This window comes from Actinomadura physcomitrii (assembly GCF_008923205.2).
Lineage (GTDB): Bacteria > Actinomycetota > Actinomycetes > Streptosporangiales > Streptosporangiaceae > Spirillospora > Spirillospora physcomitrii.
Genome location: NZ_WBMS02000047.1, coordinates 21,388 through 47,228, shown reverse-complemented (window position 1 = coordinate 47,228; position 25,841 = coordinate 21,388). Strand labels below are relative to the sequence as shown.

General features: G+C 72.8%; 20 protein-coding genes. 4 read left to right on the top strand and 16 right to left on the bottom strand.

The window, feature by feature from the left end:
- Nucleotides 1-36 precede the first annotated feature (36 nt).
- The 9 genes from rodA to F8568_RS38785 all read right to left on the bottom strand — a co-directional run bounded on the left by rodA (nt 37) and on the right by F8568_RS38785 (nt 10,123).
- Entirely contained in the window at nt 37-1,221 is a 1,185-nt protein-coding gene (gene rodA / locus F8568_RS38825; RefSeq protein WP_151598614.1) for a rod shape-determining protein RodA, read from the bottom strand.
- Nucleotides 1,222-1,273: 52 nt separating this feature from the next.
- Nucleotides 1,274-3,346, bottom strand: coding sequence for a penicillin-binding protein 2 (gene mrdA / locus F8568_RS38820; RefSeq protein WP_151598613.1), 2,073 nt, complete (start codon nt 3,344-3,346; stop codon nt 1,274-1,276).
- Nucleotides 3,343-3,942 (bottom strand): rod shape-determining protein MreD, encoded by a 600-nt coding sequence (gene mreD / locus F8568_RS38815; protein ID WP_151598612.1) that lies wholly within the window; start codon nt 3,940-3,942, stop codon nt 3,343-3,345. Before mreD ends, mrdA begins: the two co-directional genes overlap by 4 nt.
- Before the next feature lies 1 nt (nt 3,943).
- On the bottom strand, nt 3,944-4,951 hold the full coding sequence (gene mreC / locus F8568_RS38810; RefSeq protein WP_151598611.1) for a rod shape-determining protein MreC: 1,008 nt from the start codon (nt 4,949-4,951) through the stop codon (nt 3,944-3,946).
- 54 nt (nt 4,952-5,005) lie between these two features.
- A complete protein-coding gene (locus tag F8568_RS38805; protein ID WP_151546476.1) occupies nt 5,006-6,040 on the bottom strand; it encodes a rod shape-determining protein in 1,035 nt (344 codons plus the stop codon).
- Nucleotides 6,041-6,259: 219 nt separating this feature from the next.
- The gene (ndk, locus tag F8568_RS38800; protein ID WP_151598610.1) at nt 6,260-6,670 is read right to left on the bottom strand and encodes a nucleoside-diphosphate kinase; all 411 of its coding nucleotides are present in this window, start codon (nt 6,668-6,670) and stop codon (nt 6,260-6,262) included.
- A 45-nt stretch (nt 6,671-6,715) separates the two neighbouring features.
- Nucleotides 6,716-8,239: a hypothetical protein gene (locus F8568_RS38795; RefSeq protein WP_151598609.1), complete on the bottom strand. Its 1,524-nt coding sequence runs from the start codon at nt 8,237-8,239 to the stop codon at nt 6,716-6,718.
- A 121-nt stretch (nt 8,240-8,360) separates the two neighbouring features.
- Nucleotides 8,361-8,747, bottom strand: a complete 387-nt coding sequence (locus F8568_RS38790; protein WP_151598636.1) for a DUF4233 domain-containing protein — start codon at nt 8,745-8,747, stop codon at nt 8,361-8,363.
- Nucleotides 8,748-8,752: 5 nt separating this feature from the next.
- Entirely contained in the window at nt 8,753-10,123 is a 1,371-nt protein-coding gene (locus F8568_RS38785) for a bifunctional folylpolyglutamate synthase/dihydrofolate synthase (RefSeq protein ID WP_151598635.1), read from the bottom strand.
- Between the two features lie 128 nt (nt 10,124-10,251).
- Here F8568_RS38785 and F8568_RS38780 point away from each other — a divergent pair, with 128 nt between their 5' ends.
- Nucleotides 10,252-11,475: a folylpolyglutamate synthase/dihydrofolate synthase family protein gene (locus tag F8568_RS38780; protein WP_328601213.1), complete on the top strand. Its 1,224-nt coding sequence runs from the start codon at nt 10,252-10,254 to the stop codon at nt 11,473-11,475.
- On the opposite strand, the gene F8568_RS38775 is transcribed toward F8568_RS38780, so the two are convergent.
- A complete protein-coding gene (locus F8568_RS38775) occupies nt 11,444-12,505 on the bottom strand; it encodes a hypothetical protein (protein ID WP_151598608.1) in 1,062 nt (353 codons plus the stop codon). The genes F8568_RS38780 and F8568_RS38775 overlap by 32 nt on opposite strands.
- A gap of 134 nt (nt 12,506-12,639) precedes the next feature.
- A complete protein-coding gene (locus F8568_RS38770; protein WP_151598607.1) occupies nt 12,640-15,261 on the bottom strand; it encodes a valine--tRNA ligase in 2,622 nt (873 codons plus the stop codon).
- A gap of 213 nt (nt 15,262-15,474) precedes the next feature.
- Here F8568_RS38770 and F8568_RS38765 point away from each other — a divergent pair, with 213 nt between their 5' ends.
- On the top strand, nt 15,475-16,275 hold the full coding sequence (locus tag F8568_RS38765) for a sensor histidine kinase (protein ID WP_151598606.1): 801 nt from the start codon (nt 15,475-15,477) through the stop codon (nt 16,273-16,275).
- A 22-nt stretch (nt 16,276-16,297) separates the two neighbouring features.
- The gene (locus F8568_RS38760; protein ID WP_151598605.1) at nt 16,298-16,942 is read left to right on the top strand and encodes a response regulator; all 645 of its coding nucleotides are present in this window, start codon (nt 16,298-16,300) and stop codon (nt 16,940-16,942) included.
- A gap of 259 nt (nt 16,943-17,201) precedes the next feature.
- Here F8568_RS38760 and clpX read toward each other — a convergent pair whose 3' ends face one another.
- From clpX to tig, 4 genes are all read right to left on the bottom strand, one after another.
- Complete coding sequence (gene clpX, locus F8568_RS38755; protein WP_151545781.1) at nt 17,202-18,476, bottom strand: ATP-dependent Clp protease ATP-binding subunit ClpX; 1,275 nt, start codon at nt 18,474-18,476, stop codon at nt 17,202-17,204.
- 169 nt (nt 18,477-18,645) lie between these two features.
- Complete coding sequence (locus tag F8568_RS38750; RefSeq protein ID WP_151598633.1) at nt 18,646-19,272, bottom strand: ATP-dependent Clp protease proteolytic subunit; 627 nt, start codon at nt 19,270-19,272, stop codon at nt 18,646-18,648.
- Between the two features lie 98 nt (nt 19,273-19,370).
- Nucleotides 19,371-20,003, bottom strand: a complete 633-nt coding sequence (locus F8568_RS38745) for a ClpP family protease (RefSeq protein WP_151598632.1) — start codon at nt 20,001-20,003, stop codon at nt 19,371-19,373.
- Between the two features lie 218 nt (nt 20,004-20,221).
- Complete coding sequence (tig, locus tag F8568_RS38740; protein ID WP_151598604.1) at nt 20,222-21,679, bottom strand: trigger factor; 1,458 nt, start codon at nt 21,677-21,679, stop codon at nt 20,222-20,224.
- Nucleotides 21,680-21,993: 314 nt separating this feature from the next.
- Here tig and F8568_RS38735 point away from each other — a divergent pair, with 314 nt between their 5' ends.
- A complete protein-coding gene (locus F8568_RS38735) occupies nt 21,994-23,154 on the top strand; it encodes a hypothetical protein (RefSeq protein WP_151598603.1) in 1,161 nt (386 codons plus the stop codon).
- Nucleotides 23,155-23,280: 126 nt separating this feature from the next.
- Here F8568_RS38735 and F8568_RS38730 read toward each other — a convergent pair whose 3' ends face one another.
- Entirely contained in the window at nt 23,281-25,731 is a 2,451-nt protein-coding gene (locus tag F8568_RS38730) for a Tex family protein (RefSeq protein ID WP_328601215.1), read from the bottom strand.
- Nucleotides 25,732-25,841 lie beyond the last annotated feature (110 nt).

Sequence of the window (25,841 nt, the reverse complement as noted above, 5' to 3'; positions counted from 1 at the left end):
GCCCAGCCTACCGCCGCCCGACCGGTCGAACGGCGGCTAGTCGAACGGCCTGCGGCGGATGTGCACGGCCTGGAGGAGGCCGAAGGCGATCATGTTGGCGAACGTCGCGGACCCGCCGTAGGACACGAACGGCAGCGGCAGGCCCGTGATCGGCATGATGCCGAGCGTCATGCCGACGTTCTCGAACGTCTGGAACGCCAGCCAGCACACCACCCCGGTCGCCACCAGGGTGCCGAACAGGTCGGCGGCCTGGGACGCGATCCGCAGCCCGCGCCACAGCACGACGCCGAGCAGCAGGACGATCACGGCGGCGCCGACGAAGCCGAGCTCCTCCCCCGCGACCGTGAAGATGAAGTCGGTCTGCTGCTCGGGCACGAAGTGCCCGCCGGTCTGCTGGCCGTTGAACAGGCCCTTGCCGAACGGGCCGCCCGAGCCGATCGCGATCCGCGCCTGCTGGGCGTTGTAGCCGGCGCCGCGCGGGTCCGCGGACGGGTGCAGGAACGCGGTGAACCGGTCGATCTGGTACTTCTTCAGCAGCCCGAAGAAGAACACCGCGGCCCCGGCCGCCGCGCCGCCCACGACGAGCCCCACGAGCCAGCGCTTCTGCGCCCCGGAGATCGCGAGCATCCCCAGCACGACGGCGATGAACACCAGCGTGGTGCCGAGGTCGGGCTGCAGCATGATCAGGACGCCGGGCACCCCGGCGAGCGCCAGCGCGAGCAGCACGTCCCGGCGGCCCGGGCCGATCTCCCCGTCGCGCGGCTCGCCCAGGATCATCGCGAGCAGCACCACCAGGCCGACCTTCGCGAACTCCGACGGCTGGATCTGGAACCCGCCGCCGATGACGATCCACGAGTGCGACCCGTTGATGGTGGAGCCGAGCGGGGTCAGCACGGCCAGCAGGCCGACGCACGCCAGCGCGTACAGGATCGGGACGTAGGCGCGCAGCAGCCGGTAGTCCAGGACGGTGACGACGCCGCCCAGCACGAAGCCGATGAGCAGGTTGAGGATGTGCCGCTTCAGGAAGCCCTCGGGGTCGTCGCCGTGCTCGAGCGCCAGCTGGAACGTCGCGGACCGCACCAGCAGCGCCCCGGCCACCGACAGCACCAGGACGGTGACGGTCAGCGGCCAGTCGAGCTTGCGCAGCCCGGCGAGCCGCCCCTGCCACAGACTCCGGTCGCCGTACCCGCCGACCGACCCGGCTCCCGTGCTGTTCAGCATCGTCCCGCTCCGATCGGCGGCTCGCAGTGCCGCACGGCGGCGCCCGCGGCGGTCACGGCGCGGTCCCCTGGACGGGCGCGCTCGGCAGCTCGGACGGCAGCTTCCCGTCCTTCAGCAGCGGCTTCTGCTTCTTCGTCCCGTACATGGCCTCCCAGATCTCCCGGACGGCCGGCGCCGCCGTCACGGCGCCCTGCCCGCCTTGGGCGACCATGACCACCACCGCGTACCGGGGGTGCTTCACCGGGCCGAACGAGGCGAACCACGAGTTGTCGTCCTTGCCGTAGACCTCCGCGGTGCCGGTCTTGCCGGCCACGTCGACCTTCTTGAAGTCGAAGCCGTTGAACGCACCGGCGGCCGTGCCGCTCTTGGTGACGCCCGCGAGGCCGCCCCGGATGTAGGCCAGCACCTTCGGGTCGACCGGCAGCTTCGTGGGCGGCGGGTCGGCGATCCGGCGCTCGATGCCGCCGTCCGGGCGCATCACCGCGAGGCCGAGGCGCGGGGTGAACAGCTTGCCGCCGTTGGCGACCGCCGCGTACGCGCGGACGAGCTGCAACGGCGTGACCAGCACGTCGCCCTGCCCGACGGAGAAGTTCGCCGCGTCACCGGCGCGCCACACGTACCCGTCGACGCAGTTCTCCGCGGCGACCGCCTTCAGGTACGCGGCGCGCGCCGGGTCGGTCTTCTGCACGTCGGGGAAGCCGCTCTTGGCCGCCTTGCAGTCCGCCTTCTTCGTGGCGTCCCAGTAGTCCTTCTTCCAGCCGCGGTCCGGGATGCGGCCGCCGGCCTCGCTCGGCAGGTCGATCCCGGTGGGCTTGCCGAACCCGTAGTCGCGGGCCATCTTCACCATCGGGTCCGACGGATTCTTCTTCGGGTGCATGCCGCCGTCGCGCAGCCACTCCTCGTACGCGAACTTGTAGAACACCGTGTCGCACGACTTCACCAGCGCGGTGTGCAGGCTCATGGAGCCGAGCGCCTCGCCCTCGAAGTTGTGGAACGCGCGGCTGCCGACGTCGAACGACCCGGGGCACTGGTAGGTGCCGTTCAGCGGGTAGCCGTCCCGCACCGCCGCCGCCACCGAGGAGACCTTGAAGGTGGAGCCGGGCGCGAACTGGCCCTGGGTGACCCGCGAGATCAGCGGCTCGCCCTTCTTCTTGCCGAGCAGCGCGTCGTACTCGTCCTGGGAGATGCCGCCGGTCCAGATGCTGGGGTCGTAGGTCGGGTAGCTGGCCATCGCGACCATCCGGCCGGTCTGCACGTCCATCACCACGGCGGCGCCCGCGTCGGACGGGTGGCCGCCCTTGCGGCCGTTCTCGATCGCGTGCTTCAGCGCCTTCTCCGCCGCGCCCTGCACCCCGGCGTCGATGCTGGTGACGAGGTTGCCGCCGGGCACGGCCGCCTTCTCCTCGGCGGTGCCGGTGACGCGGCCCTGGCTGTCGACCAGCACCCTGCGGAACCCGGGCTCGCCGCGCAGCGCCGCGTCGTACTGGGCCTCCAGCCCGGCGCGGCCGATCAGGTCGACGCCGCTGTAGCCGGTGACCTTCAGCCCCTTGCGCTTGTCGAGCTCCTCCTGGGTGATCGGCTGCAGGTAGCCGAGGACCTGCGCGGCGGTCGCGCCCTCGGGCCGCGGGTAGTCGCGGACGGCCTGGACCTGCGCGGTCACGCCGGGGAAGTCCTCCTGCCGCTCCATGATCTGCAGCGCGCGCTTGGGGTCGACGTGGTCCTCGACGGGGATCGGCTGGTACGGCGAGCCGGGCCAGCACGGCCGCTTGATGCCGGGTCCGCACAGCCGGATGCGGTTCGCGACGTCCTGGTAAGTGGTGCCGAGGACGCCGGCGAGCCGGCCCAGCACGGCCTTGCCGCCGTCCTTCTGCCGAGACAGCGTCGTGCGGTCGACGGACACGACGAGCGCGCTGCGGTTGCGGACGAGCGGGATCCCGCGGTCGTCGAGGATCATGCCGCGGACGGCCGGGACGACGATGTCGCGGGTGCGGTTCTGGTCGGCGAGCTGCTGGTAGTGCGAGCCGTCGAGGATCTGCATGCTCCACAGCCGGCCCATCAGGACGAGCAGCAGCAGCCCGACGAGCACGTACAGGACGACGAGCCGGAAGTGCGTTCTGGGGTTCACAGGCCGCCGCCCCGCCCCGACATCGCGCGGTAGCGGGCGGTGGGCACCGACAGGCGGTCCCCGCGGGAGCGTTCGCCGCGCTCGTACCTGCGGGTGACGCGCAGCACCGCCCATACGATGAACGGGCTGGCGACCACGTCGTAGCCGACCTGCAGCGGCACCATGCTCGACACGGTGTCCCACTGGGCGCGCGGATCGCCGAGGATCATGCCGGTCACCGCGTACAGCACGGTGCCGGCGAGGGCGCCGGCGGCGACCGCGAAGAACGGCACGAGCGTCTGCCGGTCCATCTCGGCGGACGCGATGCCGCACAGGTGGCCGATGAGGCAGTAGACGAGCGCGTACCGGCCGATCGTGTGGTCGGCGGGCGGGATGATGTCGGCGGCGAGGCCCGCGAGGAACCCGGTGACCATCCCGGTCATCGAGCCGAAGACGAGCGCGAGCGCGACCACCGCCAGCAGCACCAGGTCGGGCTGCACCCCGCCGGGCAGCGGCAGCCGGTTGGCCACCGACACCTGCAGGATCAGCGCGACCACGATCACCAGCACGGTGGTGAGGGTGCGGCCGGTCTGCGACGTCTCCGGTGGGTTCAGCACGTCATCCCCCCGAGGTCGGGTTCGCGGACGGGGTGGCGGTGCCGTCCGCTTCGGTCTTGGGTCCCTTCTTGCCCTTCTTCTTCTTTGCGCCGGGCGAGCCGCTGGGGGTGGGCGTCGGGCTCGGCGGCGGGGCGGGCTTGGGCGGCAGGACCGCGTCGCGCGGGTCGGTCTTCGGCGGCGCCACCACGACGGCGACCACGTCCAGGCGGGTGAAGTGCACGAACGGCTTGACGTAGGCGGTGCGGGTCAGCCCGCCGGAGGAGGCGTCGATGCGCTCCACGGTGCCGATCGGGACGCCCGGCACGTACGGGCGCTCGCCCTGCGAGCCGAGCGTGACGAGCCGCTGCCCGACCTTCATCGGCGCGCTGGCGTCCAGCAGCTGGAAGCGCAGCGGGGTGGCGCCGCCGCCGAGGCCCCGCCGCCCGGTGCCCTGCACGATGCCGATCTCCTTGGAGTCCTCCAGGCGGGACCCGACGGAGGAGGTCTGGTCGGTGGCGAGCAGCACGGTAGCGGTGGCGGGGCCGACCCGGGTGACCCGGCCGACGAGGCCGTCCGCGCTCATCACGGTCATGTCGGGGCGGACGCCGCTGCGGCTGCCGACGTCGATGGTGACGGTGTCCTCGAAGCCCTGCCCGGCGGAGATCACCTGCGCGGCGAGGATCTTGTAGCCGCCCATCCCGGCGGTGCCGAGCAGCCGCTGCAGCTGCGCGGAGCGGTCCTGGTCGAGCCGGGTGGAGCGCAGCTGCTCGCGCAGCCGCTGGTTGTCGCGGGCGAGCCGGTCCGCGCGGCGGCGCTCGCCCGGTGCGTCGGTGATGGCGTCGAAGGTGTTGCCGACCGGCCGCACCACCGCCGCCGACGCCCGCTCGACCGGCCCGAACACGGCCGCGCCGGCGCTTCTCAGGCCGCGCAGCGGCGAGTCGTCCCCGCCGCGGTAGTCCATGGTGATCATCGCGAGGGCCGCGACGAGCAGCACGCCGAGGACCGCGCGGGTGCGCCGGGTGTCCTTCACCCACCGACCTCCGGATTCTGTGGTCGCCGCCGGCAGTTCAGTGCCGCGACCGGTTCAGTGCCGCGACTCCGGTACGAGGACCTGCCGCAGCGACTCGAAGTCCTCGACGCACTTGCCGGTGCCGAGCACCACCGAGTCGAGCGGGTTGTCGACCAGGTGGATCGGCATGCCGGTCTCCTCGCGGAGCCGCTCGTCCAGGTTCTTCAGCAGCGCGCCGCCGCCCGTCAGGGCGATCCCGCGGTCCATGATGTCGCCGGACAGCTCCGGCGGGCACTTGTCGAGCGTGGTCTTCACCGCGTCCACGACGGCGTTGACCGGCTCCTCGATCGCCCGCCTGACCTCCTCGGCGGAGATCACGACGGTCTTGGGCAGCCCGCTGACGAGGTCGCGGCCGCGGATCTCGGCGTGCGGCTCCTCGTCGCCGCCGGGATAGGCGGACCCGATCGCCATCTTGATCTCCTCGGCGGTCCTTTCCCCGAGCATCAGCGAGTACTCCTTCTTGGAGAAGGAGATGACCGCCTGGTCCAGCTCGTCGCCGCCGACCCGCACCGACTGGCTCGTCACGATGCCGCCCAGGGAGATGATCGCGACCTCGGTGGTGCCGCCGCCGATGTCGACCACCATGTTCCCGGTCGGCTCGTAGACGGGCAGCCCGGCGCCGATCGCGGCGGCCATCGGCTCCTCGATGATGTACACGCGGCGGGCTCCGGCCTGGTAGCCGGCGTCCTTGACGGCGCGCTGCTCCACCCCGGTGATCCCGCTCGGCACCGCCACCACGATCCGCGGCTTGGCGAAGTGCCGGCGTTTGTGGACCTTCTGGATGAAGTAGCGCAGCATCCGCTCGGTGACGTCGAAGTCGGCGATGACACCGTCCTTGAGCGGGCGGACCGCCACGATGTTGCCGGGCGTGCGGCCGATCATCCGCTTGGCCTCGATGCCCACCGCGACGATCTTGCCGGTGTTGGTGTTGATCGCGACCACGGACGGCTCGTTGAGGACGATGCCGCGACCGCGCACGTACACCAGCGTGTTGGCGGTGCCAAGGTCGACCGCCATGTCACGGCCGAGAAACGACAGCTTGTTACCCATGAAGAAAGGGAGCCCTTCATGATTGTCGGGCGTGTATAGCGGCGCGTCCATCGTAACGTGCAGGCGCGCTCGCGGGCAGTCGCCCCCGCTCCGCGCGTCGCCCAAAAAACGGGTGCTGACCAGCCCGCTTTTAGCTAAAGCAACGCGGGCCGGAGATCTCCGGCCCGCGTGTCGTGCGGGACCCGTACGGGCGGTCGCGAGGGTCGCCCCCGAGGAGGGTCAGCCGAGCTCGGGGAAGAAGAGCTTGATCTCGCGCTCGGCGGAGTCGGGCGCGTCCGAGCCGTGCACGATGTTCTCGCCGATCTCCAGGGCGAAGTCGCCGCGGATGGTGCCGGGCGTGGCGCTGACGGGGTCGGTGGCGCCGGCCAGGGCGCGGAACGCCTCGATGGCGCGCGGGCCCTCGACGACCATCGCGACGAGCGGGCCGCCGGTGATGAACTCGACGAGCTCGCCGAAGAACGGCTTGCTCGAGTGCTCGGCGTAGTGCGCCTCGGCGGTCTCCCGGGAAAGGGTGCGCAGTTCGAGCGCGGCGAGCGTCAGTCCCTTGCGCTCGATCCGGGCGATGACCTCGCCGACGACGCCGCGCCGGACGCCGTCGGGCTTGACCAGGACGAGAGTGCGCTCGGACACGTGTGTTTCTCCTTGTGGAATTCAGATTGGGTGAGCGCGCGAATCCTACCCGGCTTCGGGGACCGGAGCGGATTCGGCGGCGCGGCGGTGCCGTTCACCGCTGCCGCCCTGCCGTTCACCGCTGCCGCTCTGCCGGGCGATGAGGCGCAGGGTGAGGGCGGCGAGCAGGACGGCGGCGCCGCCGGCGACGAGGAGCCAGACGCGGTAGCCGTCGGCGAGCGCGCCGAGGTGCGACGCGCCGGCGGGCGCGTCCGTGCGCCGCAGCCGGTCCGCCTGGAGGGAGAGGACGAAGAGCTGGCCGGTGAGGACGGCGGGGAAGCACAGCGAGAGGCCGAACAGCGCGGCGCCGACGTGCGCGTCCCGCAGGGAGGCGGCGAGGGCGAGCCCGGCGCCGGTGCCGATTGGGACGAGCAGGACGACCGGTGTCCAGCGTCCGGTGGGCCCGGCGGCTACGGCCAGGGCGATGCCGGCGGCCATCAGGGCGTGGCCGGCCGCGACGGCGGCGCGGGGGCGCGCGCGGGACGCGGCGAGCGCGCCGATGACCGCGGCCACGGCCGCGGCGGCGGGCGGCAGGGTATCGGACGCGGGGCCGCCCGCGGCGGCGAGGCCGGACAGCGGCGCCGCGAGCGGGTAGGTGAGCAGGCCGGTGGCGACCATGACGACCGCGCAGCCGAACGGGCCGCCCTCCGCGCCGCCGGCCGCCGCGATTCCGGCGAGCGCGGCGAGCGCGGACGCGGCGACGACGAGGCGGGCGCCGGGCGACCAGCCGTGCGCCGCGACGACGGCGAGGAACGCGAAGCCCGCGATGGGGACGGACGGGAGGGCGAGCCGTCCGCGCTCGGCGAGGCGCGGCGGCGGCAGCGTCCACGGGACGCGCCCGCGCAGCAGGAACCCGAGGACGGCGGCCGCCGCGGCGGCGCCCGCGAGCCAGGGGAAGGGGGCGAGCGCCGCGTGCCACCCGGCGGGCGCCGCGCCCGGGCGCGGCGGCGGGACGGCGTGCAGCGCGACGGGCATCGCGACGAGGAGCGCCGCGGCGAGCACGCCGGCCCAGACGACGGACAGGACCGCGTTCCGCCGCTCCCACACGAGGACGAGGGAGGCGGGCAGTGCGATCCCGGCGCCGGCGCCCTGCGCGGCGCGGACGGCGCCGACGAGCGGCACGGAGCCGGCGAACCGGACGGCGCCGAGCCCGCCGAGCAGGACGGCGAGGCCGGTGGCGAGGACGGTCCACGCGGGCAGCCGGCGGGCGGCGACGGCGGCGAGCGGGACGGTGAGCGCGAGCGCGGGCAGCGACAGGCCGGTGGCGCGCAGCAGGGCGGGGACGCGGGCGTCGCCGAGGCCGAGCGCACGCGCGGCGGCGGGGACGGCTCCGGCGGTGGCGTCGGGCACGACCAGCACGGCGGCGGGCAGGACGGTGACGGCGGTCAGCAGCGCGCCGAGCGCCGCGGGCAGGCGCCGTGCGGCGGCGCCCCCGCCGGCGGCGGGGCGGTCCGGCGCCGTGCGGTCCGGCGCCGTGCGGTCCGGCGCCGGGAGCGGGACGCCCGGCTGGTCGTGCGCGTGGGAGGACACGGCGTGCTCCTTCGGAGGTCGTCCCCGCCGAACGCACTATTTCCCAAAAAAGAAGAATGTCAGAATTGTTCGTTCATCGTGCGCAGGGATCCGGCGAGGAATGGGTGCCGTCCCCGCGAATTTAGCGCGCCGGGAGCCGCTCCACCTTGCGTCCCATCCAAAAGGCCGTCAGCCAGAGCGCCCCGAACACGGCACCGAGGAAGAACATGGCCGGCACCATGAACCCGGTCGCGATGATCGCCACCTGCAGCACCGAGCCCGCCGCGAACGACCACCGGAACCGCAGCAGCCCGGCCATCAGCAGGCACAGCACCGCCAGGCCGCCGCACACCGCCCCGGCCGTCGCGCCGGACACGTCCAGCACCGCGACCGCCACCGGGATCGCCAGCGCGATCACGATCGCCTCGCAGGCCAGCACCGTCGCGTACAGCCTGCGCACCCCGTCGGCGGCCTTCCTCCCGCCCCTTCCGGCCTGCTCCTCGACGCCTTCCGTCGTGCCTTCCGCCATGGCGGTCACCGGCCCTCCCCTACCCGCAGCAGTGTCCTGGCGTCGCCGGCGGTGACCACCGAGCCGGTGATCAGTACGCCGGCGCCCCGGTACTCGCCGGTCTCCTCGGCCAGCCCGATCGCGCGGTCGATCGCGTCGTCCAGCCGCTCGGCGACGTGCACCCGCTCCGGCCCGAAGACCCCCTCGGCGAGCTCCGCCAGCTCCTCCGGCGGCAGCGACCGCGGCGAGGAGTTGCGCGTCACCACCAGCTCGGCCAGGACCGGTTCGAGCTGGTCGAGGACCCCGGCGACGTCCTTGTCCGCGGCGACGGCGAGCACGCCGACCAGCCGGGTGAAGCCGAACGACTCGGTGACCGTGGCGACCGTCGCCGCCATCCCGGCCGGGTTGTGCGCCGCGTCCAGCAGCACGGTCGGGCCCGTCCGGGCGACCTCCAGCCGGCCCGGCGACGCCGACTTGGCGAACCCGCTGCGCACCAGCGCCGGGTCGAGCTGCCCCTCGTCGCCGCCCAGGAACGCCTCCCCCGGCGCGATCCGCGTGGCGGCCTCCAGCGCGACCTCTCCCCTGGTCGGCGCGCCGCTGGCGAACGCCTCGACGGCCGCCAGCGCGGTCGCGGCGTTGCTCGCCATGTGCTCGCCGAACAGCGGCAGGAAGATCTCCTCGTAGGTGCCGTGCAGCCCGCGCAGGCCGATCATCTGGCCGCCGACGGCGACGTCCCGGCTCAGCACGCCGTACTCGATGCCCTCGCGCGCCGCGGCGGCGCCGGTCTCCACGACCCGCCGCAGCAGCACCTCGGCCGCCTCGACGGGCTGCTGGGACAGCACCGCGACCGAGCCCGGCTTGATGATCCCCGCCTTCTCCGCGGCGATCTCCTCGAGGGTGTCGCCGAGGTAGCGGGTGTGGTCGAGGCCGATCGGGGTGACGACGGCGACGGCGCCGTCGGCGACGTTCGTGGCGTCCCACGTCCCGCCCATGCCGACCTCGACCACCGCCACATCGACCGGCGCGTCGGCGAACGCGGCGAACGCCATCGCGGTCAGCACCTCGAAGAACGACAGCCGCGCCTCGTGCTTGCCGTCGATCAGCTGCACGTACGGCAGCACGTCCTGGAACGCCTCGGCGAACCGCTCCTCGCCGATCGGCTCCCCGTCGATCGCGATCCGCTCGCGCAGCGTGGTCATCTCGGGGCTGGTGTACAGCCCGGTGCGCAGGCCGCGCTCGCGCAGCAGCGCCTCGATCAGCCGCGCGGTGCTGGACTTGCCGTTCGTGCCCGCGACGTGGATCACCGGATACGCGCGGTGCGGCTCGCCCAGCACGTCCACGAGGTCGCGGATCCGGTCGAGGGTCGGGTCGATCTCCCACTCGACGCCCCGGCTCATGATCGCGCTCACGGCGCCGCGGTAGTCGAGCGGCTCGGTTGCCTGGCTCACGATGCGAGCCTATCCGGCGCCGCCGGGAGCCCCGTCCGGACCCGCGCGCGGCGGCCGGGGGCGCGCGGAGTGGAACCATGGGACGTATGCGGGCCGACGAGGTTTTCTTCCGGGAATGGGAGCGGCGGCGTCCGGGTGAGACGCGCAGCCCGTCCCGCGCGCGGGAGCTGGCGGAGGTGCTCGGCGTCCTGTCCCCCGGCCTGCCGGTGCTGACCGTCGTCGGGTCCAAGGGCAAGGGGACGGCGGCGACGTACGCGTCGGCGTTCCTCGCCGCCTCGGGCCTGCGCGTGTGCACCGTCACCAGCCCGGGCCTGCGCAGCAACCGGGACCGGATCAGGATCGACGGCCGGGCGGTCGCGGCGGCGGACCTCGCGCGCCTCGGCGCCCTGCTCGACGCGGCCATGGCGGGGCTCGGCCCGCCGGTGGACGGCTACCTGTCGCCGTCCGGGCTGTTCACGCTGGCCGGCGTCCTGCACGCGCGCCGGGCGGGCGCGGACGCGCTCGTCCTGGAGGCCGGGATGGGCGGCCGGTCCGACGAGGTCGCGCTGTTCCCGCCGGACGTGGTCGCGATCACGCCGGTCTTCCTGGAGCACGCCGGGGTGCTCGGCGACACGCCCGCGGAGATCGCCGCGGAGAAGCGGGGGGTGGCGAAGCCGGGCACGCGGATCGTGTCGGCGCCCCAGACCCCGGACGTGACGGAGGCGCTCGGACCGGTGGAGCACGCCGGCGACGGCGGCGTCCCCGCCGATCTCCTGCCCGCCGGGCTCGGACGCGCCGCCGCCGCGACCGGCATCGCCGCCGCGCGCGTCCTCACCGGAGGCGATCCTCCGGCGGAGACGCTCCGACAGGTGCTGGCCACGGTCGTGCTGCCCGGCCGGATGTCGTGGCACACCGTGCCCGGGACGGCCACGACGCTGCTCATCGACGCCGCCATCGACGGCACCGGCGTCGCCGCCGCGCTCGCCGCCGCCCGCGACCGCTGGGGCGAGGTCGACCACGCCGTCGTCTGCCTGCCCGACCACAAGGACCTCGACGGCGCCGTGCGCGCGCTCGGCGACCTGCCCGTCACCTACGTCCGGCTGCCGCAGCCGCACCTGCGCTTCACCCGGCCCCTGCCGCCGTCCTGGGACGTCGTCGGCGCCGAAGCCGTCACGCCGGAGGCGCTGGCCACCCTCGGGCACCGGGTGGCCGTGCTCGGCACCGGCTACTTCACCGGGCTGGTCCTCGGCCGGATCGGCGCCGGCACCGAGCGGCTGTTCGTCCCGCCCGCTACCGCGCCGGCTTCTCGACGTCCTTCCTGATCCGGCGCATGACGTCGTCCATCAGCGAGAAGTCGGGGTTCCGGGTGGCGACGTCGGACGCGACCACCCCGTAGGAGTCGCGGGTCGCCCACGCGCAGTACGTGTGCGTCTCGGCGAGCACCGCGAACGTCCCGCACTCCGCCCTGCCGCCGTTCTGCCCCGGGTTGCCCTGCTCGCCGGAGATGAACGTGCTGGGCCGCAGCTTGCGCAGGAACGCCGCCGGGTCGCCGACCGCGCCCGTCCCGCCCACGAACAGCACGTTCGTGCGCCCGACCGGCTCGGCGTAGACGGCCGTGCCGTTCTTCGCCGCGGGGACGCCGGCGGCCTGCACGGCCGCCATGACGAACGGGTACGCCGCGCTGGCGGCGGGCTCGATCGCCTCCCTGGCCATCCCGCCGGCCCGCGGCACGGCGTTGATCTTCCGGGTGGACGCCGCGGGCCCCGGTCCGGCGGTCTTGCGCCCCTTCCCGGCGCCGGACCCGCCGGGCTTGAACGCCAGGACGCCGACCAGCAGCACCGCGACCAGTGCCGCGCCGATCGCGGCGCCGAGCAGCAGCCCGGACACGTTCCGGCGCTCCCGCGGCGGCTCGGCCGCGCCGGGCGGCGCCGCGCCCAGCGGCGCGGGCAGCGCGTGCGGCCCGGTCCCGTTCGGCAGGACGATCGGGCCGGTCCCGTTCGGCAGCGGGCGCCCGCCCGTGCCGCCGGGCAGCGGATGCCCGCCGGTGCCGCCGGGCAGCGGATGCCCGCCGGTGCCGCCGGGCAGCGGATGCCCGCCGGTGCCGTTCGCCGGGACGGGCAGGCGGTGACCGCCCGTCCCGCCCGCGACCGGCTGCGGGCCGGTGCCGTTCGCGATCATCTGCGGCCCGGTTCCGTCGGCGCCCGCCGACCACCAGGGCGGCGAGTCGCCCCAGGGCGCCGGGGCGGCGGTGAACCCCCCGGGCGGCCCGCCGTCCTCGACGACCTGCTGGCGGCCCGGCTCGTCGCCCGGCACCGCACCCGGCGCGCCGGGGCGAGGAGATGATTCGGCCATTGCTCTCCCGAGTCTTCCGTACCGCCTCAAAGCCCGCGGATCACCCGGATCGTAACCGGGCGGCCGGGCCGGTGCCGACCGTTCGCGGCAGGCCGCGCCGGGCCCGGCCGGGCCCGCCGCATGGCGCGCCGCGCTCAGGCCGGCGGCAGCGCGCCGAGCTGCGCCTCCAGCCGCGCGATGGCGGCCTCCGCCTGCGCCAGCCGGTCGCGGTTCTTGGCGACGACCGCCTCGGGCGCCTTCGCCATGAACGCCTCGTTGCCGAGCTTGCGCCGCGCCTGGTCGGCCTCCTTGCGGGCCGCCGCGAGATCCTTGTCGAGCCGCTTGCGCTCGGCCGCGACGTCGATGACCCCGGCGGTGTCCAGCCGGACGGTGACGCCCTCGACCGGCAGCGACGCGGTGGCCGCGAAGCCGTCGCCCGGCGCGGTCAGCCGCAGCAGGGCGCGGACGCCCTCCTCGTGCGCGGCGAGCGGCGACCCGCCCCACTCCAGCGCGGCGGCGACCTTCTGGCCCGGCTTGAGCCCCTGGTCGGCGCGGAACCGGCGGACCTCGGTGACGAGCCGCTGCAGCGACTCCACGACCGTCTCGGCGCCGCGGTCGGCGCGCGCGGCGTCGGCGGACGGCCAGGACGCGGTCACGATCGTCTCGGCCCCGGTCAGCGAGGTCCACAGCTCCTCGGTGACGAACGGGATCACCGGGTGCAGCAGCCGCAGCAGGTTGTCCAGGACCTCGCCGAGGACGCGCCGTGTCGCATCGGCGCGCTCGTCGGCGAGCTGCACCTTCGCCAGCTCCACGTACCAGTCGCACACCTCGTCCCACGCGAAGTGGTACAGCGTCTCGCACGCCTTGGCGAAGTCGTAGGACTCCAGCTGAGCGTCCACCTCGGCGATGACCGCGTGCAGCCGCGACAGGATCCACGCGTCCACCGTCGACAGCTCGGCCGGGACCTCGCCGCGCACGTGCGCACCGTTGATCATCGCGAACCGGGTCGCGTTCCACAGCTTGTTGCAGAAGTTGCGCGAGCCCTGCGCCCACTCCTCCGCGACCGGGACGTCGCCGCCCGGGTTCGCGCCGCGCAGCAGCGTGAACCGGGTCGCGTCCGCGCCGTACCGGTCGATCCAGTCCAGCGGGTCGACGACGTTGCCGAACGACTTCGACATCTTCTTGCCGTGCTGGTCGCGGACCATCCCGTGCAGCGCGATGGTCGCGAACGGCTGCACGCCGTCCATCGCGTACAGCCCGAACATCATCATCCGGGCGACCCAGAAGAACAGGATGTCGTAGCCGGTGACCAGCACCGACGTCGGGTAGAAGCGCTCCAGATCGGGGGTCTTGTCGGGCCAGCCGAGCGTGGAGAACGGCCATAGCGCCGAGGAGAACCAGGTGTCGAGGACGTCGCCGTCCTGCGTCCAGCCGGCGGGCGGCTCCTCGTCCGGGCCCGGGCAGGCGGTCTCGCCGTCCGGGCCGTACCAGACCGGGATGCGGTGCCCCCACCACAGCTGCCGGCTGATGCACCAGTCGTGCATGTTGTCGACCCACTCGAAGTAGCGGGACGCCATCTCCGGCGGATGGATCGCCACCCGCCCGTCGCGGACCGCGTCGCCCGCCGCCTTCGCCAGCGGCCCCACCTTCACGAACCACTGCAGCGACACCCGCGGCTCCACCACCGTGGAGCAGCGCTGGCAGTGCCCGACCGAGTGCTCGTACGGGCGGATCTCCTTGACGATCCGGCCCTGCTCGCGTAGCGCCGCGACGACCGCCGGGCGCGCCTCGAACCGGTCCAGGCCCTCGAACGGGCCGGGCGCGGTGACCACGCCGCGCTCGTCCATCACCGACATCGACGGCAGCGAGTGCCGGCGGCCGATCTCGAAGTCGTTCGGGTCGTGCGCCGGGGTCACCTTGACGGCGCCGGTGCCGAACGCGGGGTCGACGTGCTCGTCCGCCACGACCGGGATGCGGCGGCCGGTCAGCGGCAGCTCGATCTCGCGGCCGACCATGTGCGCGTACCGGGCGTCGTCCGGGTGGACGGCGACGGCGGTGTCGCCGAGCATCGTCTCCGCCCGCGTGGTCGCCACGACGATCTCGTCGTCGCCCGACCCGTACCGGATCGAGACGAGCTCGCCGTCCACGTCCTCGTGCTCGACCTCGATGTCCGACAGCGCGGTCAGGCAGCGCGGGCACCAGTTGATGATGCGCTCGGCCCGGTAGATCAGGCCGTCGTCGAACAGCCGCTTGAAGATCGTCCGGACGGCGCGGGCGCGGTGGTCGTCCATCGTGAACGCCTCGCGCGTCCAGTCGACGGAGTCGCCGAGGCGGCGCATCTGGCCGAGGATCCGGCCGCCGGACTCGGCCTTCCACTTCCACACCCGGTCGACGAACGCCTCGCGGCCGAGGTCGTGCCGGGACAGGCCCTCCTTGGCCAGCTCCCGCTCCACGACGTTCTGCGTCGCGATGCCCGCGTGGTCCATGCCGGGGATCCACGCCGTCTCATGCCCCTGCATCCGGCGGCGCCTGATCAGCGTGTCCTGGATGGAGTGGTCGAGGGCGTGCCCCATGTGCAGCGAACCGGTCACGTTCGGCGGCGGGATCACGATCGAGTACGCGGGACGCGACGGGTCGCGGGCCGGGTCGGCGGTGAACAGCCCGGCCGATACCCACCGCTCGTAGAGCCGGCCCTCGACATCGGCCGGTCGGTACTGGGTGGGCAGGTCGACGTCCGCGGCGGCCCCGTGGCCGCGCTCAGTGCTGGGCTGTGTCACGGCCAACGATTCTACGGGGACCGCGGCGGTCCCACGGCCCGCCCCGCGCCGCCCGCCCCGCGCAGCCCGGCGGCGCCGCGGACCGGCCCGCACCGGCCCCAGAGAGCGTTTTCCCGCCGTGTTCGGGACACAGGTCACCTGACACCGGGTCGCCCCCGAAGAAAGGGTGATGCCGACACGCCGCGACATCGGGGGCGAAGGGAGTGGGAAGGGATGCGAGCGGTACTGGGGCGCACCGCCGCGCTGGCCGGCGCGTTCGTCGCCGGAGCCGTCGCGGCGCACGCCGCGGCGATCCCCCACCTCGTGCGCCTCACCCGCGACCTGCAGCGCTCCCGCGAGCGGATCCTCGCCAGCCGGGAGGAGGAGCGCCGCCGACTCCGCCACGACCTGCACGACGGCCTCGGCCCCACCCTCGCCAGCCTCGCCATGTCGCTGGACGCGGCGCGCATCACCCTCGCCGGCGAGCCCGAGCGGATGGACCCGCTGCTCGCCGACGTGCGCGACCGGCTCGCCACCGCCGTCGGCGAGATCCGCGACCTCGCGCACGGCCTGCGCCCGCCCGCGCTGGACGACCTCGGCCTCGTCGCCGCCATCGAGTCGTTCGCCGAGGGCTGCGCCGAACGCGTCGACGTCCGCTTCGACGGCGGGCCCGCCGAACTGCCCGCCGCCGTGGAGGTCGCCGCGTACCGGATCGTCCAGGAAGCGCTGACGAACGTCCGGCTGCACGCGCCCGACAGCACCGCGATGGTGCTGCTGCGCCGCGACGCCGACTTGCACGTGATGGTCGCCGACTCCGGCCCGGGGCTGCCGGACGGCGCCCGCAACGGCGACCGCCCGCGACCGCGCCGCGGGATGGCCGCGATGAAGGAGTGGGCCGCGGAGATCGGCGGCGGCTGCACCGTCACGTCCCGGCCCGGCGGCGGGACCGTGGTGTCGGCGCGGCTGCCGCTGCCCGCCCCCGGCGCCGCCGGGTACCATCATGCTCCGCCCGGACACCGCAACGGGCACCCCTGAGCAGGTTGAGCGGAGGCCGCCGATGACGGACGCGATCCGGGTCCTCATCACCGACGACCACCCGGTGTTCCGGCAGGGCCTGAAGGGCCTGCTGCAGGCACTGGGCGTCGAGGTCGTCGGCGAGGCCGAATGCGGCCCGGACGCCGTCCGGATGGCCGCCGAACTGCAGCCCGACGTCGTCGTGATGGACCTGCACATGCCCGGCGGCAACGGCATCGAGGCCACCCGGACCATCACCCGCACCAGCCCCCGCATCGGCGTGCTCGTGCTGACGATGTTCCGCGACGACGACTCGGTGTTCAACGCGATGCGCGCGGGCGCCCGCGGCTACCTGCTGAAGGAGTCCGGCGCCGAGGAGATCGCGCGCGCGGTGAAGGCCGTCGCGGCGGGCGAGGCCATCTACGGGCCGGAGATCGCCCGCCGCGTCCTCGCCTACTTCACCGACATGCCCGACCCGCGGCAGGCCGCGTTCCCGCAGCTCACCGAGCGGGAACGGGAGGTCCTCGAGCTGATCGCGCAGGGCCGCAGCAACCCCGAGATCGCCGCGACGCTGTTCCTGAGCCAGAAGACCGTCCGCAACCACGTGTCGAACATCTTCATGAAGCTGCACGTCGCCGACCGCGCCCAGGCCATCGTCCTCGCCCGCGAAGCCGGTCTCGGCGGCTGAGTCTCCACAACCCCGGCCCAAGGGCCTCGCCTAGGGGCTGTGTTTCCACAACCCCGGCCCAAGAGCCTCGCCTAGCGGCTCGGCCCTTGACCGTGCTTGGGCGAGCGCGAACTCGCTTCGCGAGCTTCCCGGTGGGGCTCGCCTTCGGCTTCGCCCCACCGGTCAGATAACGCGCCCGCATGCAGGCTCGGGTCGCTGCATGAGGTTCTGAAACGCGGGAACGCCCCCGGCGCGGTGGGCGGGGGCGTTCGCGGGCGTGCTAGGCGCTCTTCTCGCGCGGTTCACGCTTGGGGCGGTCGCGTGGGACGAGGGTCGGGTTGACGTGCTCCAGGACCGCCTCGCGGGTGATGACCACGCGCGCGACGTCCTGCCGGCTCGGCACCTCGTACATCACCGACAGCAGGACCTCCTCCATGATCGCGCGGAGGCCGCGGGCGCCGGTGCCGCGCAGGATGGCCTGGTCGGCGATCGCCTCGAGGGCGTCGTCGGTGAACTCCAGGTCGACCCCGTCCAGCTCGAAGAGGCGGTGGTACTGGCGCACCAGCGCGTTCTTCGGCTCGGTCAGGATGTTGATCAGCGCTTCCCGGTCCAGGTTGTGCACCGAGGTGATCACCGGGAGCCGGCCGACGAACTCGGGGATCATGCCGAACTTCAGCAGATCCTCCGGCATGACGTCGCCGAGCACCGCCGAGGACTCCTCGAAGTCGGACTTGGAGCGGATCTGGGCGCCGAAGCCCATGCCCTGCTTGCCCACCCGGGACTCGACGATCTTCTCCAGGCCGGCGAACGCGCCGCCGCAGATGAACAGCACGTTCGTGGTGTCGATCTGGATGAACTCCTGGTGCGGGTGCTTGCGGCCGCCCTGCGGCGGGACGCTCGCGGTGGTGCCCTCCAGGATCTTCAGCAGCGCCTGCTGGACGCCCTCGCCCGAGACGTCCCGGGTGATCGACGGGTTCTCGCTCTTGCGGGCGATCTTGTCGACCTCGTCGATGTAGATGATCCCGGTCTCGGCCTTCTTGACGTCGTAGTCGGCCGCCTGGATCAGTTTCAGGAGGATGTTCTCGACATCCTCGCCGACATATCCGGCCTCCGTCAGCGCCGTGGCGTCCGCGATGGCGAACGGGACGTTGAGGAGTTTGGCGAGCGTCTGCGCGAGCAGCGTCTTGCCGGATCCGGTCGGGCCGAGCAGCAGGATGTTGGACTTGCCCAGTTCGACCTGGTCGTCCCGGCCCACGTCACCCGACTGGATCCGCTTGTAGTGGTTGTAGACGGCGACCGACAGCGCCTTCTTCGCCGTCTCCTGCCCGATGACGTAGGAGTCCAGGAACTCGTAGATCTCCCGCGGCTTGGGCAGGTTGTCCCACTTCAGGTCGGAGGTCTCGGAGAGCTCCTCCTCGATGATCTCGTTGCAGAGATCGATGCACTCGTCGCAGATGTACACGCCCGGACCCGCGATGAGCTTCTTGACCTGCTTCTGGCTCTTCCCGCAGAACGAGCACTTGAGCAGATCACCACCGTCGCCGATGCGTGCCACCCAACTGTCTCCTTTTCGTGGGGCCGCCCGTCTGAGAGGGTGCGGCGCGGCGTCCTGGCGTCCCGAGGGCTCTCGACGTTGGACTCGACGTTACCGCCTCCAACGGACTTGGTAAGCCCCTCGCCCGGAAGTATGGCCACCGGGCTCGGGACTCCCGCGTCCTACGTCCTCAGGACGACACTACCTCTGCCTTGCGCTTCCTGCTGGCGAAGACGTCGTCGATGAGACCGTACTCCTTGGCCTCGTCGGCGGTGAGGATCTTGTCGCGCTCGATGTCGCGGCGGACCTCCTCGATGGGCTTGCCGCTGTGCTCGGCCAGGATCGTCTCGAGCAGCTCGCGGATCCGCATGATCTCGCGGGCCTGGATCTCGATGTCGCTGGACTGGCCGTAGGTGCCCTCGGTCGCGGGCTGGTGGATCAGGATCCGCGAGTTGGGCAGCGCCGCCCGCTTGCCCGGCGTGCCGGCGCCGAGCAGGACGGCGGCGGCGGAGGCGGCCTGGCCGATGCAGACCGTCTGGATGTCGGGCTTGACGAACTGCATCGTGTCGTAGATCGCCGTCATCGCGGTGAACGAGCCGCCGGGCGAGTTGATGTAGATGCTGATGTCGCGGTCGGGGTCGATCGACTCCAGCGTGATCAGCTGGGCCATCACGTCGTTGGCGGACGCGTCGTCGATCTGCACGCCGAGGAAGATGATCCGCTCCTCGAAGAGCTTGTTGTACGGGTTCATCTCCTTGACCCCGTACGTGGTGCGCTCGACGAAGGAGGGGATGATGTACCGGCCGTCGACCGGCATCGGGGACCCGCCCGCCTGGACGCCGGGCCGGACCAGATCGCTGAAGCCGGGTCGGATGAGGTCGCTCACTGTGTGCCTCCGATTAGGTGTTCAGGTCGTCAGGAGACGGGGCCCTCGGAGGGCACCTGGTTGGCGCTGAGGACGACGTGGTCGACGAACCCGTAGTCCTTGGCCTCGTCGGCGGTGAACCAGCGGTCCCGGTCGGAGTCGCGCTCGATCTGGTCGAGCGGCTGGCCGGTGTGCGCGGAGATCTTCTCGGCGAGCGTCTTCTTGACGTACAGCATCTGCTCGGCCTGGATCTTGATGTCGGAGGCGGTGCCGCCGATGCCGCCGGACGGCTGGTGCATCATGATCCGGGCGTGCGGCAGGGCGTAGCGCTTGCCCGTGGTGCCCGCGCACAGCAGGAACTGGCCCATCGAGGCGGCCAGCCCCATCCCGACCGTGACGATGTCGTTCGGGACGTACTGCATGATGTCGTAGATCGCCATGCCGGCGGTGACGGAGCCGCCTGGCGAGTTGATGTAGAGCGTGATGTCGCGGCGGCCGTCCTCGGCCGACAGCAGCAGGAGCTCGGCGCAGATGCGGTTGGCGATGTCGTCGTCGACCTGCTGGCCGAGGAAGACGATGCGCTCGCGCAGCAGCCGCTGGAACAGCTGGTCGCCCAGGGGCAGCAGGGGCGCCTCGGCCACCCGCGCCTGGATCCGCGACGACTCGTCGAAAGTCGGAGGCATGCTCACCGGGTGTTCCTCCGGTCCTTTTAATCGGTTCGGATGCTTGGACAGTAACGCGCTCACGACCCCGTTCACGCCCAGGGGGCCGCCTTTTCGCCAGGGGCGTACCCACGCCTCCGCGAGGTATGGACGATCTCCGCGAACGCGACACGCCCCGCACCCGGAGCGCGGGTGCGGGGCGTGTCGGGAACGCTCAGAGCGTCCTGGACGTGACGGGCCTACTTGGCGTCGTCCTTCTCGGCCTCGGCGGCGGGGGCCTCCTCAGCGGCGGCCTCAGCCGTCTCCGCGGGGGTCTCCTCGGCGGCCTCCTCGGCCTCGGCGGCGTCGCCCTCGGCGGTCTCGGCGGTCTCGCCGTTCAGCTCGCGCTGCACGGCCTCCACGTCGATCACGTTGCCGGACTCGTCCTTGATCGTGACGTGCTCGACCACGAGGTTCAGCGCCTTGCTGCGCAGCACCTCCGACACGATCGCCGGGAGCTGGTTGTTCTGGGTGAGGTACTCGGCGAGCTGCTGCGGCGCCACGCCCATCTGCATGGCCTGCGTGACGACGTACTCGCTGAGCTCCTCGTTCTCGACGCCCAGCTCCTCCTGGACGGCGAGCTGGTCGAGGACGAAGCCGCCCTTGACGGCGAGCCGGGCCGCGTCGGCGACCTCGGTGTCGAACTCCTCCTCGGACTTCTCCTCGTCCTTGAGGTAGTCCTCCTTGGCCATCCCCGCCATCTGGAGCTGCTGCTCCAGCTGCTGGTTGCGGCGGCTGATCTCCTCCTCCACCACCTTCTCGGGCAGCGGGATGTCGATCTTCTCCAGCAGCGCCTCGAGGGCCTTGTCGCGCGCCTCGGACAGCTGCTGCAGCTTCACCTGCCGGCCGAGCCGCGTGCGGACGTCCTCGCGCAGCTCCTCGATGGTGTCGAACTCGCTGGCGAGCTGGGCGAACTCGTCGTCCAGCTCGGGCAGGTTCTTCACCTTGACGCTCTGCACCGTGACGGTGATCTCGGCTTCCTCGCCGGCGTGCTCGCCGCCGACCAGGGTGCCGGTGAAGGTCTTGTCCTCGCCGGCGGACAGGCCGACGAGGGCGTCGTCCAGGCCCTCGATGGCGGACTTGCTGCCGACCTCGTAGGAGTAGCCGGTGGTGGAGGCGTCCTCGATCTCCTCGCCGTCGATCCTGGCGACCAGGTCGACGGTGGCGAAGTCGCCCTCCTCGACGGCGCGCTCGGCGGTGGTCAGCGACGCGAACCGCTCGCGCAGGTTGCCGACGGTCTCATCGACCTGCTCGTCGGTCACCTCGGCGTCGTCGACGACGACCTCGATGCCGTCGTAGTCCGGCACCTCGAACTTCGGCCGGATGTCGACCTCGGCGGTGAAGGCGAACTGGGAGCCGTCGTTCAGCTCCGTCACCTCGACCTCCGGCTGGCCGAGGACGAAGATCTCGGTCTCCTCGACGGCGCGGCCGTACAGCTCGGGAAGCGCGTCGTTGACCGCCTCCTGCAGGACCGCACCCCGGCCGACGTACTTGTCGATCAGCGGGGCGGGGACCTTGCCGGGCCGGAAGCCCTTGATCCGCACCTGCTGCGAGATCTCCTTGTACGCCTTGTCGAGGTTCGGCTTGAGCTCGTCGAACGGAACCTCGACGGTGAGCTTGACCCGGGTGGGGGTCAGCTCCTCGACATCGGTCTTCACTGGGGTAGGTCTCCTTGATCGGGCGCTGTCTCGGCCGCGGCGTTCGACGCGTGCTCTTTCCTGCCTGCGAGCGCCCGGCCTCGACGCAGGCGGCCTCAGTGCCGCTGCCCGTCTGCGTCTTCTCAGCCGGTCGGTCTTCGCGGGCGCGGGCATGCCGAGATGCGGCTCCGCGCCCTCGCGCGCCAAGTCTATGGGGTAGCGGCGGCGTCTGCGGACATCGCGGTGCGCTTCGATCGGCTTGGACCGGCGAATCGCTGTCAACAATCCCGTACGGGCAGTGACATTTGGCACTCTTGCCCCCATACTCGTCCGGGATGAACGGGATAGCCGCGGCCTTCAGCGCGACCGGTCTGTACTACCTGGGGTTCGCCGTCTTCAAGCTGGCGGCGGACCGGATGGCCCCTGTCCGGGGCAACCGCATCCTGCACATGATCTGGACGATCGTGAGCAACTGGATCTTCCTCATCGCCCTCGCCATCGTGCTCGGCGGCCTCAGCCTGCAGATCGTGGCGCTCGGGAAGCTCCCGCTGTCCACCGCGGTGCCGATCTTCATGTCCGGCGTCGTGCCGCTGCTGCTGATCGCGATGGTCTTCTTCGGCGAGCGGCTCACCGTCCGCGAGTGGCTCAGCCTGCTGCTGATCGCCGCCGCGATCCTGCTGCTCACCGCGTCCATCAGCGGCCACGAGCCGATCCGGTCGGCCGACGTGCCGCTGTGGAAGATCGCGGTGGTGGTGGCGCCGGCGGTGCTGGTGCCGGTGCTGATCCTGGTGCTCGGCGACTACCGGCCGGACGGCCGGCACGCCCGTCCCGTCACCGGCATCGCCTACGGGCTGAGCTCCGGGTTCCCGGTCGGCACCGCCGAGCTGGCGATCAAGGGCTGGAGCGACGACGCGCACGCCACCAGCCTGCGGATCGCCACGACGCCCTGGCCGTACCTGACGGTGTTCGCGGCGGCGATCGGCTTCGGGATCATGGTGATGGCGTTCCAGCGCTGCCGGGTGTCGATCGTAGCGACCGTGATGACGGTGGCCGCCAAGTCGTACCTGCTCACCATGGGCACCTTCATGTACGCGGAGGCGTGGCCGAAGGACATGGGGCACTCGGCGATGCGGTTCGGCGCGCTGCTGCTCGGCGCGGTCGCCGTCCTGCAGTTCCCCCGGCACCGGCCGGTCGAGGAGGACGAGCGCCCGCGCGAGGAGCCCCTCGACGCGCACCAGGACCCGTTCGGCGGGCCCGCGGTGGGCGGGCCGGTGCTCGGCGGGCCGCAGCTCGGCGCGCCGCAGCCTCCGCCCCGGGTGCCGCCGCAGCGCAGCCCGTACGCGCAGGACCCGCTGGGCACGGGGCCGTACAACCTGCCGAACCCGCCGCAGGGCGGTTCGCCGCGGCGGCCCGCGCCGGATCCGCGCCGCTCCCCCGCGCCGGAGCACCACACCGAGACGGGGTCGGACGGCCGCTGGCGCGGGACCGGCCGCTGACCGCCCGGCGCGTCACGAACGGCGCGTCATGAACGGCGCGTCATGAAACGGCAGGGGCCGCCGCCACCGGAAGTCCGGTGACGGCGGCCCGCCGCGTATGAAGGTCCGCTGAAGAGGCGGGACGGTTCAGCGGGACTTGCGGTCGCCGCCGGGCAGGCCCTTGTCGAGGCCGGCGCGGCGGAGCGCGTCCGCCATCGCGCCGCCGCCGGAGAAGCCGCCCTGCCCGGACCGGCCGCGTCCGCCGCCCTGGCCCTGCCTCTGGCCTTGACCCTGGTTGCGGCCGCCGCCCTTGCCGCGTCCGCCGCTCTGGCCGCCTTGACCGCCCTGGCCGCCGCCGCGGCCGGGACGGCGCTGGTCGCGGTCGCGGGCGTCGCCGCCGCGGCCGCCCCGCCGGTCGCGGCCCGGCTCGTCGTCCAGCCGCAGCGTGAGCGAGATCCGCTTGCGCTGCAGGTCGACGTCCAGGACCTTCACCCGGACGATGTCGCCGGGCTTGACGACCTCGCGCGGGTCCTCGACGTACCTGTCCGACATCGCGGAGATGTGGACGAGCCCGTCCTGGTGGACGCCGACGTCCACGAACGCGCCGAACGCGGCGACGTTGGTGACGACGCCCTCCAGCAGCATCCCGGGCTCGAGGTCGGAGATCTTGTCGACGCCCTCCTTGAAGGTCGCCGTCCTGAACGCCGGGCGCGGGTCGCGGCCGGGCTTCTCCAGCTCGGCGAGGATGTCGGTGACGGTCGGCAGCCCGAAGACGTCGTCGACGAACTCGGCGGGCTTCAGCGAGCGAAGCACGGCGGTGTTGCCGATGAGGCCCTTGATGTCGCTGCCGGCCGCGTCCAGGATGCGGCGCACGACGGGGTACGACTCGGGGTGCACGCTGGAGGCGTCGAGCGGGTCGTCGCCGCCGGGGATGCGCAGGAAGCCCGCGCACTGCTCGAACGCCTTCGGGCCGAGCCGCGGCACCTCCTTGAGCCCGGAGCGGCTGCGGAACGGGCCGTTGGCGTCGCGGTGGGCGACGATGTTGTCCGCGAGGCCCTCGCCGATGCCGGACACGCGGGTGAGCAGCGGCGCGGACGCGGTGTTGACGTCCACGCCGACGGCGTTCACGCAGTCCTCGACGACGGCGTCGAGGGAGCGCGACAGCTTCACCTCCGACACGTCGTGCTGGTACTGGCCGACGCCGATCGACTTCGGGTCGATCTTCACCAGTTCGGCGAGCGGGTCCTGCAGGCGGCGGGCGATGGACACGGCGCCGCGCAGCGAGACGTCCATGCCGGGCAGCTCGCGGCCCGCGTACTCCGACGCCGAGTACACCGACGCGCCCGCCTCCGACACCATGATCTTGGTGAGCTTCAGGTCGGGGTGCCGGGCGATCAGGTCGGCGGCGAGCTTGTCGGTCTCGCGGGACGCCGTGCCGTTGCCGATGGAGACCAGGTCGACCTTGTGCTCGCGGGCCAGGCGCGCGAGCGTCTCGATCGACTCGTCCCAGTTGCGCCGCGGCTCGTGCGGGTAGACGGTGTCGGTCGCGACGACCTTGCCGGTGGCGTCGACGACGGCGACCTTCACGCCGGTGCGCAGGCCCGGGTCCAGGCCCATGGTCGCGCGGGTGCCGGCGGGCGCGGCGAGCAGCAGGTCGCGCAGGTTCGCGGCGAACACCCGGACGGCCTCGTCCTCGGCCTCCTGCCGCAGCCGGGTGCGCAGGTCGATGCCGAGGTGCACGAGGATCCGCGTCCGCCAGGCCCAGCGGACGGCGTCGGCCAGCCACTTGTCGGCGGGGCGGCCCTGGTCGGCGATGCCGAAGCGGCGCGCGATCTCCGCCTCGTAGGAGCTGCGGGCGGCCGGGTCCTCGGGCGCGTCCTCCGGCTCCAGGTCGAGGTCGAGGACCTCCTCCTTCTCGCCGCGGAACAGCGCGAGGACGCGGTGCGAGGGCAGCTTGGCGAACGGCTCGGCGAACTCGAAGTAGTCGGCGAACTTCGCGCCCGCCTCCTGCTTGCCGTCGCGGACCCGGGACACCATGCGGCCCTGGTTCCACATGCGCTCGCGCAGGGCACCGATGAGGTCGGCGTCCTCGGCGAACCGTTCGACGAGGATGGCGCGGGCGCCCTCCAGCGCGGCGGCCTCGTCGGCGACGTTCTTCTCGGCGTCGACGTAGGCGGCGGCCTCGGCCCGCGGGTCGCGGGACGGGTCGTCCAGCAGCAGTTCGGCGAGCGGTTCGAGGCCGGCCTCGCGGGCGATCTGCGCCTTGGTGCGGCGCTTCGGCTTGTACGGGAGGTAGATGTCCTCCAGTCGGGCCTTGGCGTCGGCGGCCATGATCTGCGCGCGCAGCTCGCCGGTGAGCTTGCCCTGCGATTCGATCGACTCCAGGATCGCGGCGCGGCGCTCGTCCAGCTCGCGCAAGTAGCGGAGCCGCTCCTCCAGCGCGCGCAGCTGCGCGTCGTCGAGCGCGCCGGTCGCCTCCTTGCGGTAGCGGGCGATGAACGGGACGGTCGCCCCGCCGTCGAGCAGGTCCACGGCGACCCGCACCTGGCCCTCGCGGACGCCGATCTCCTCGGCGATGCGCTCGGTGATGGGCCGGATGGAGGGCTCGTCGCCCTCCCGGCCGGCGGACGTCTGGCTGATGGTCGCTGTCACAGCTTGGATTCGCTTTCTCCCCTGGGTATCGCCTGTGCATTGTCCAGGGATCGGGG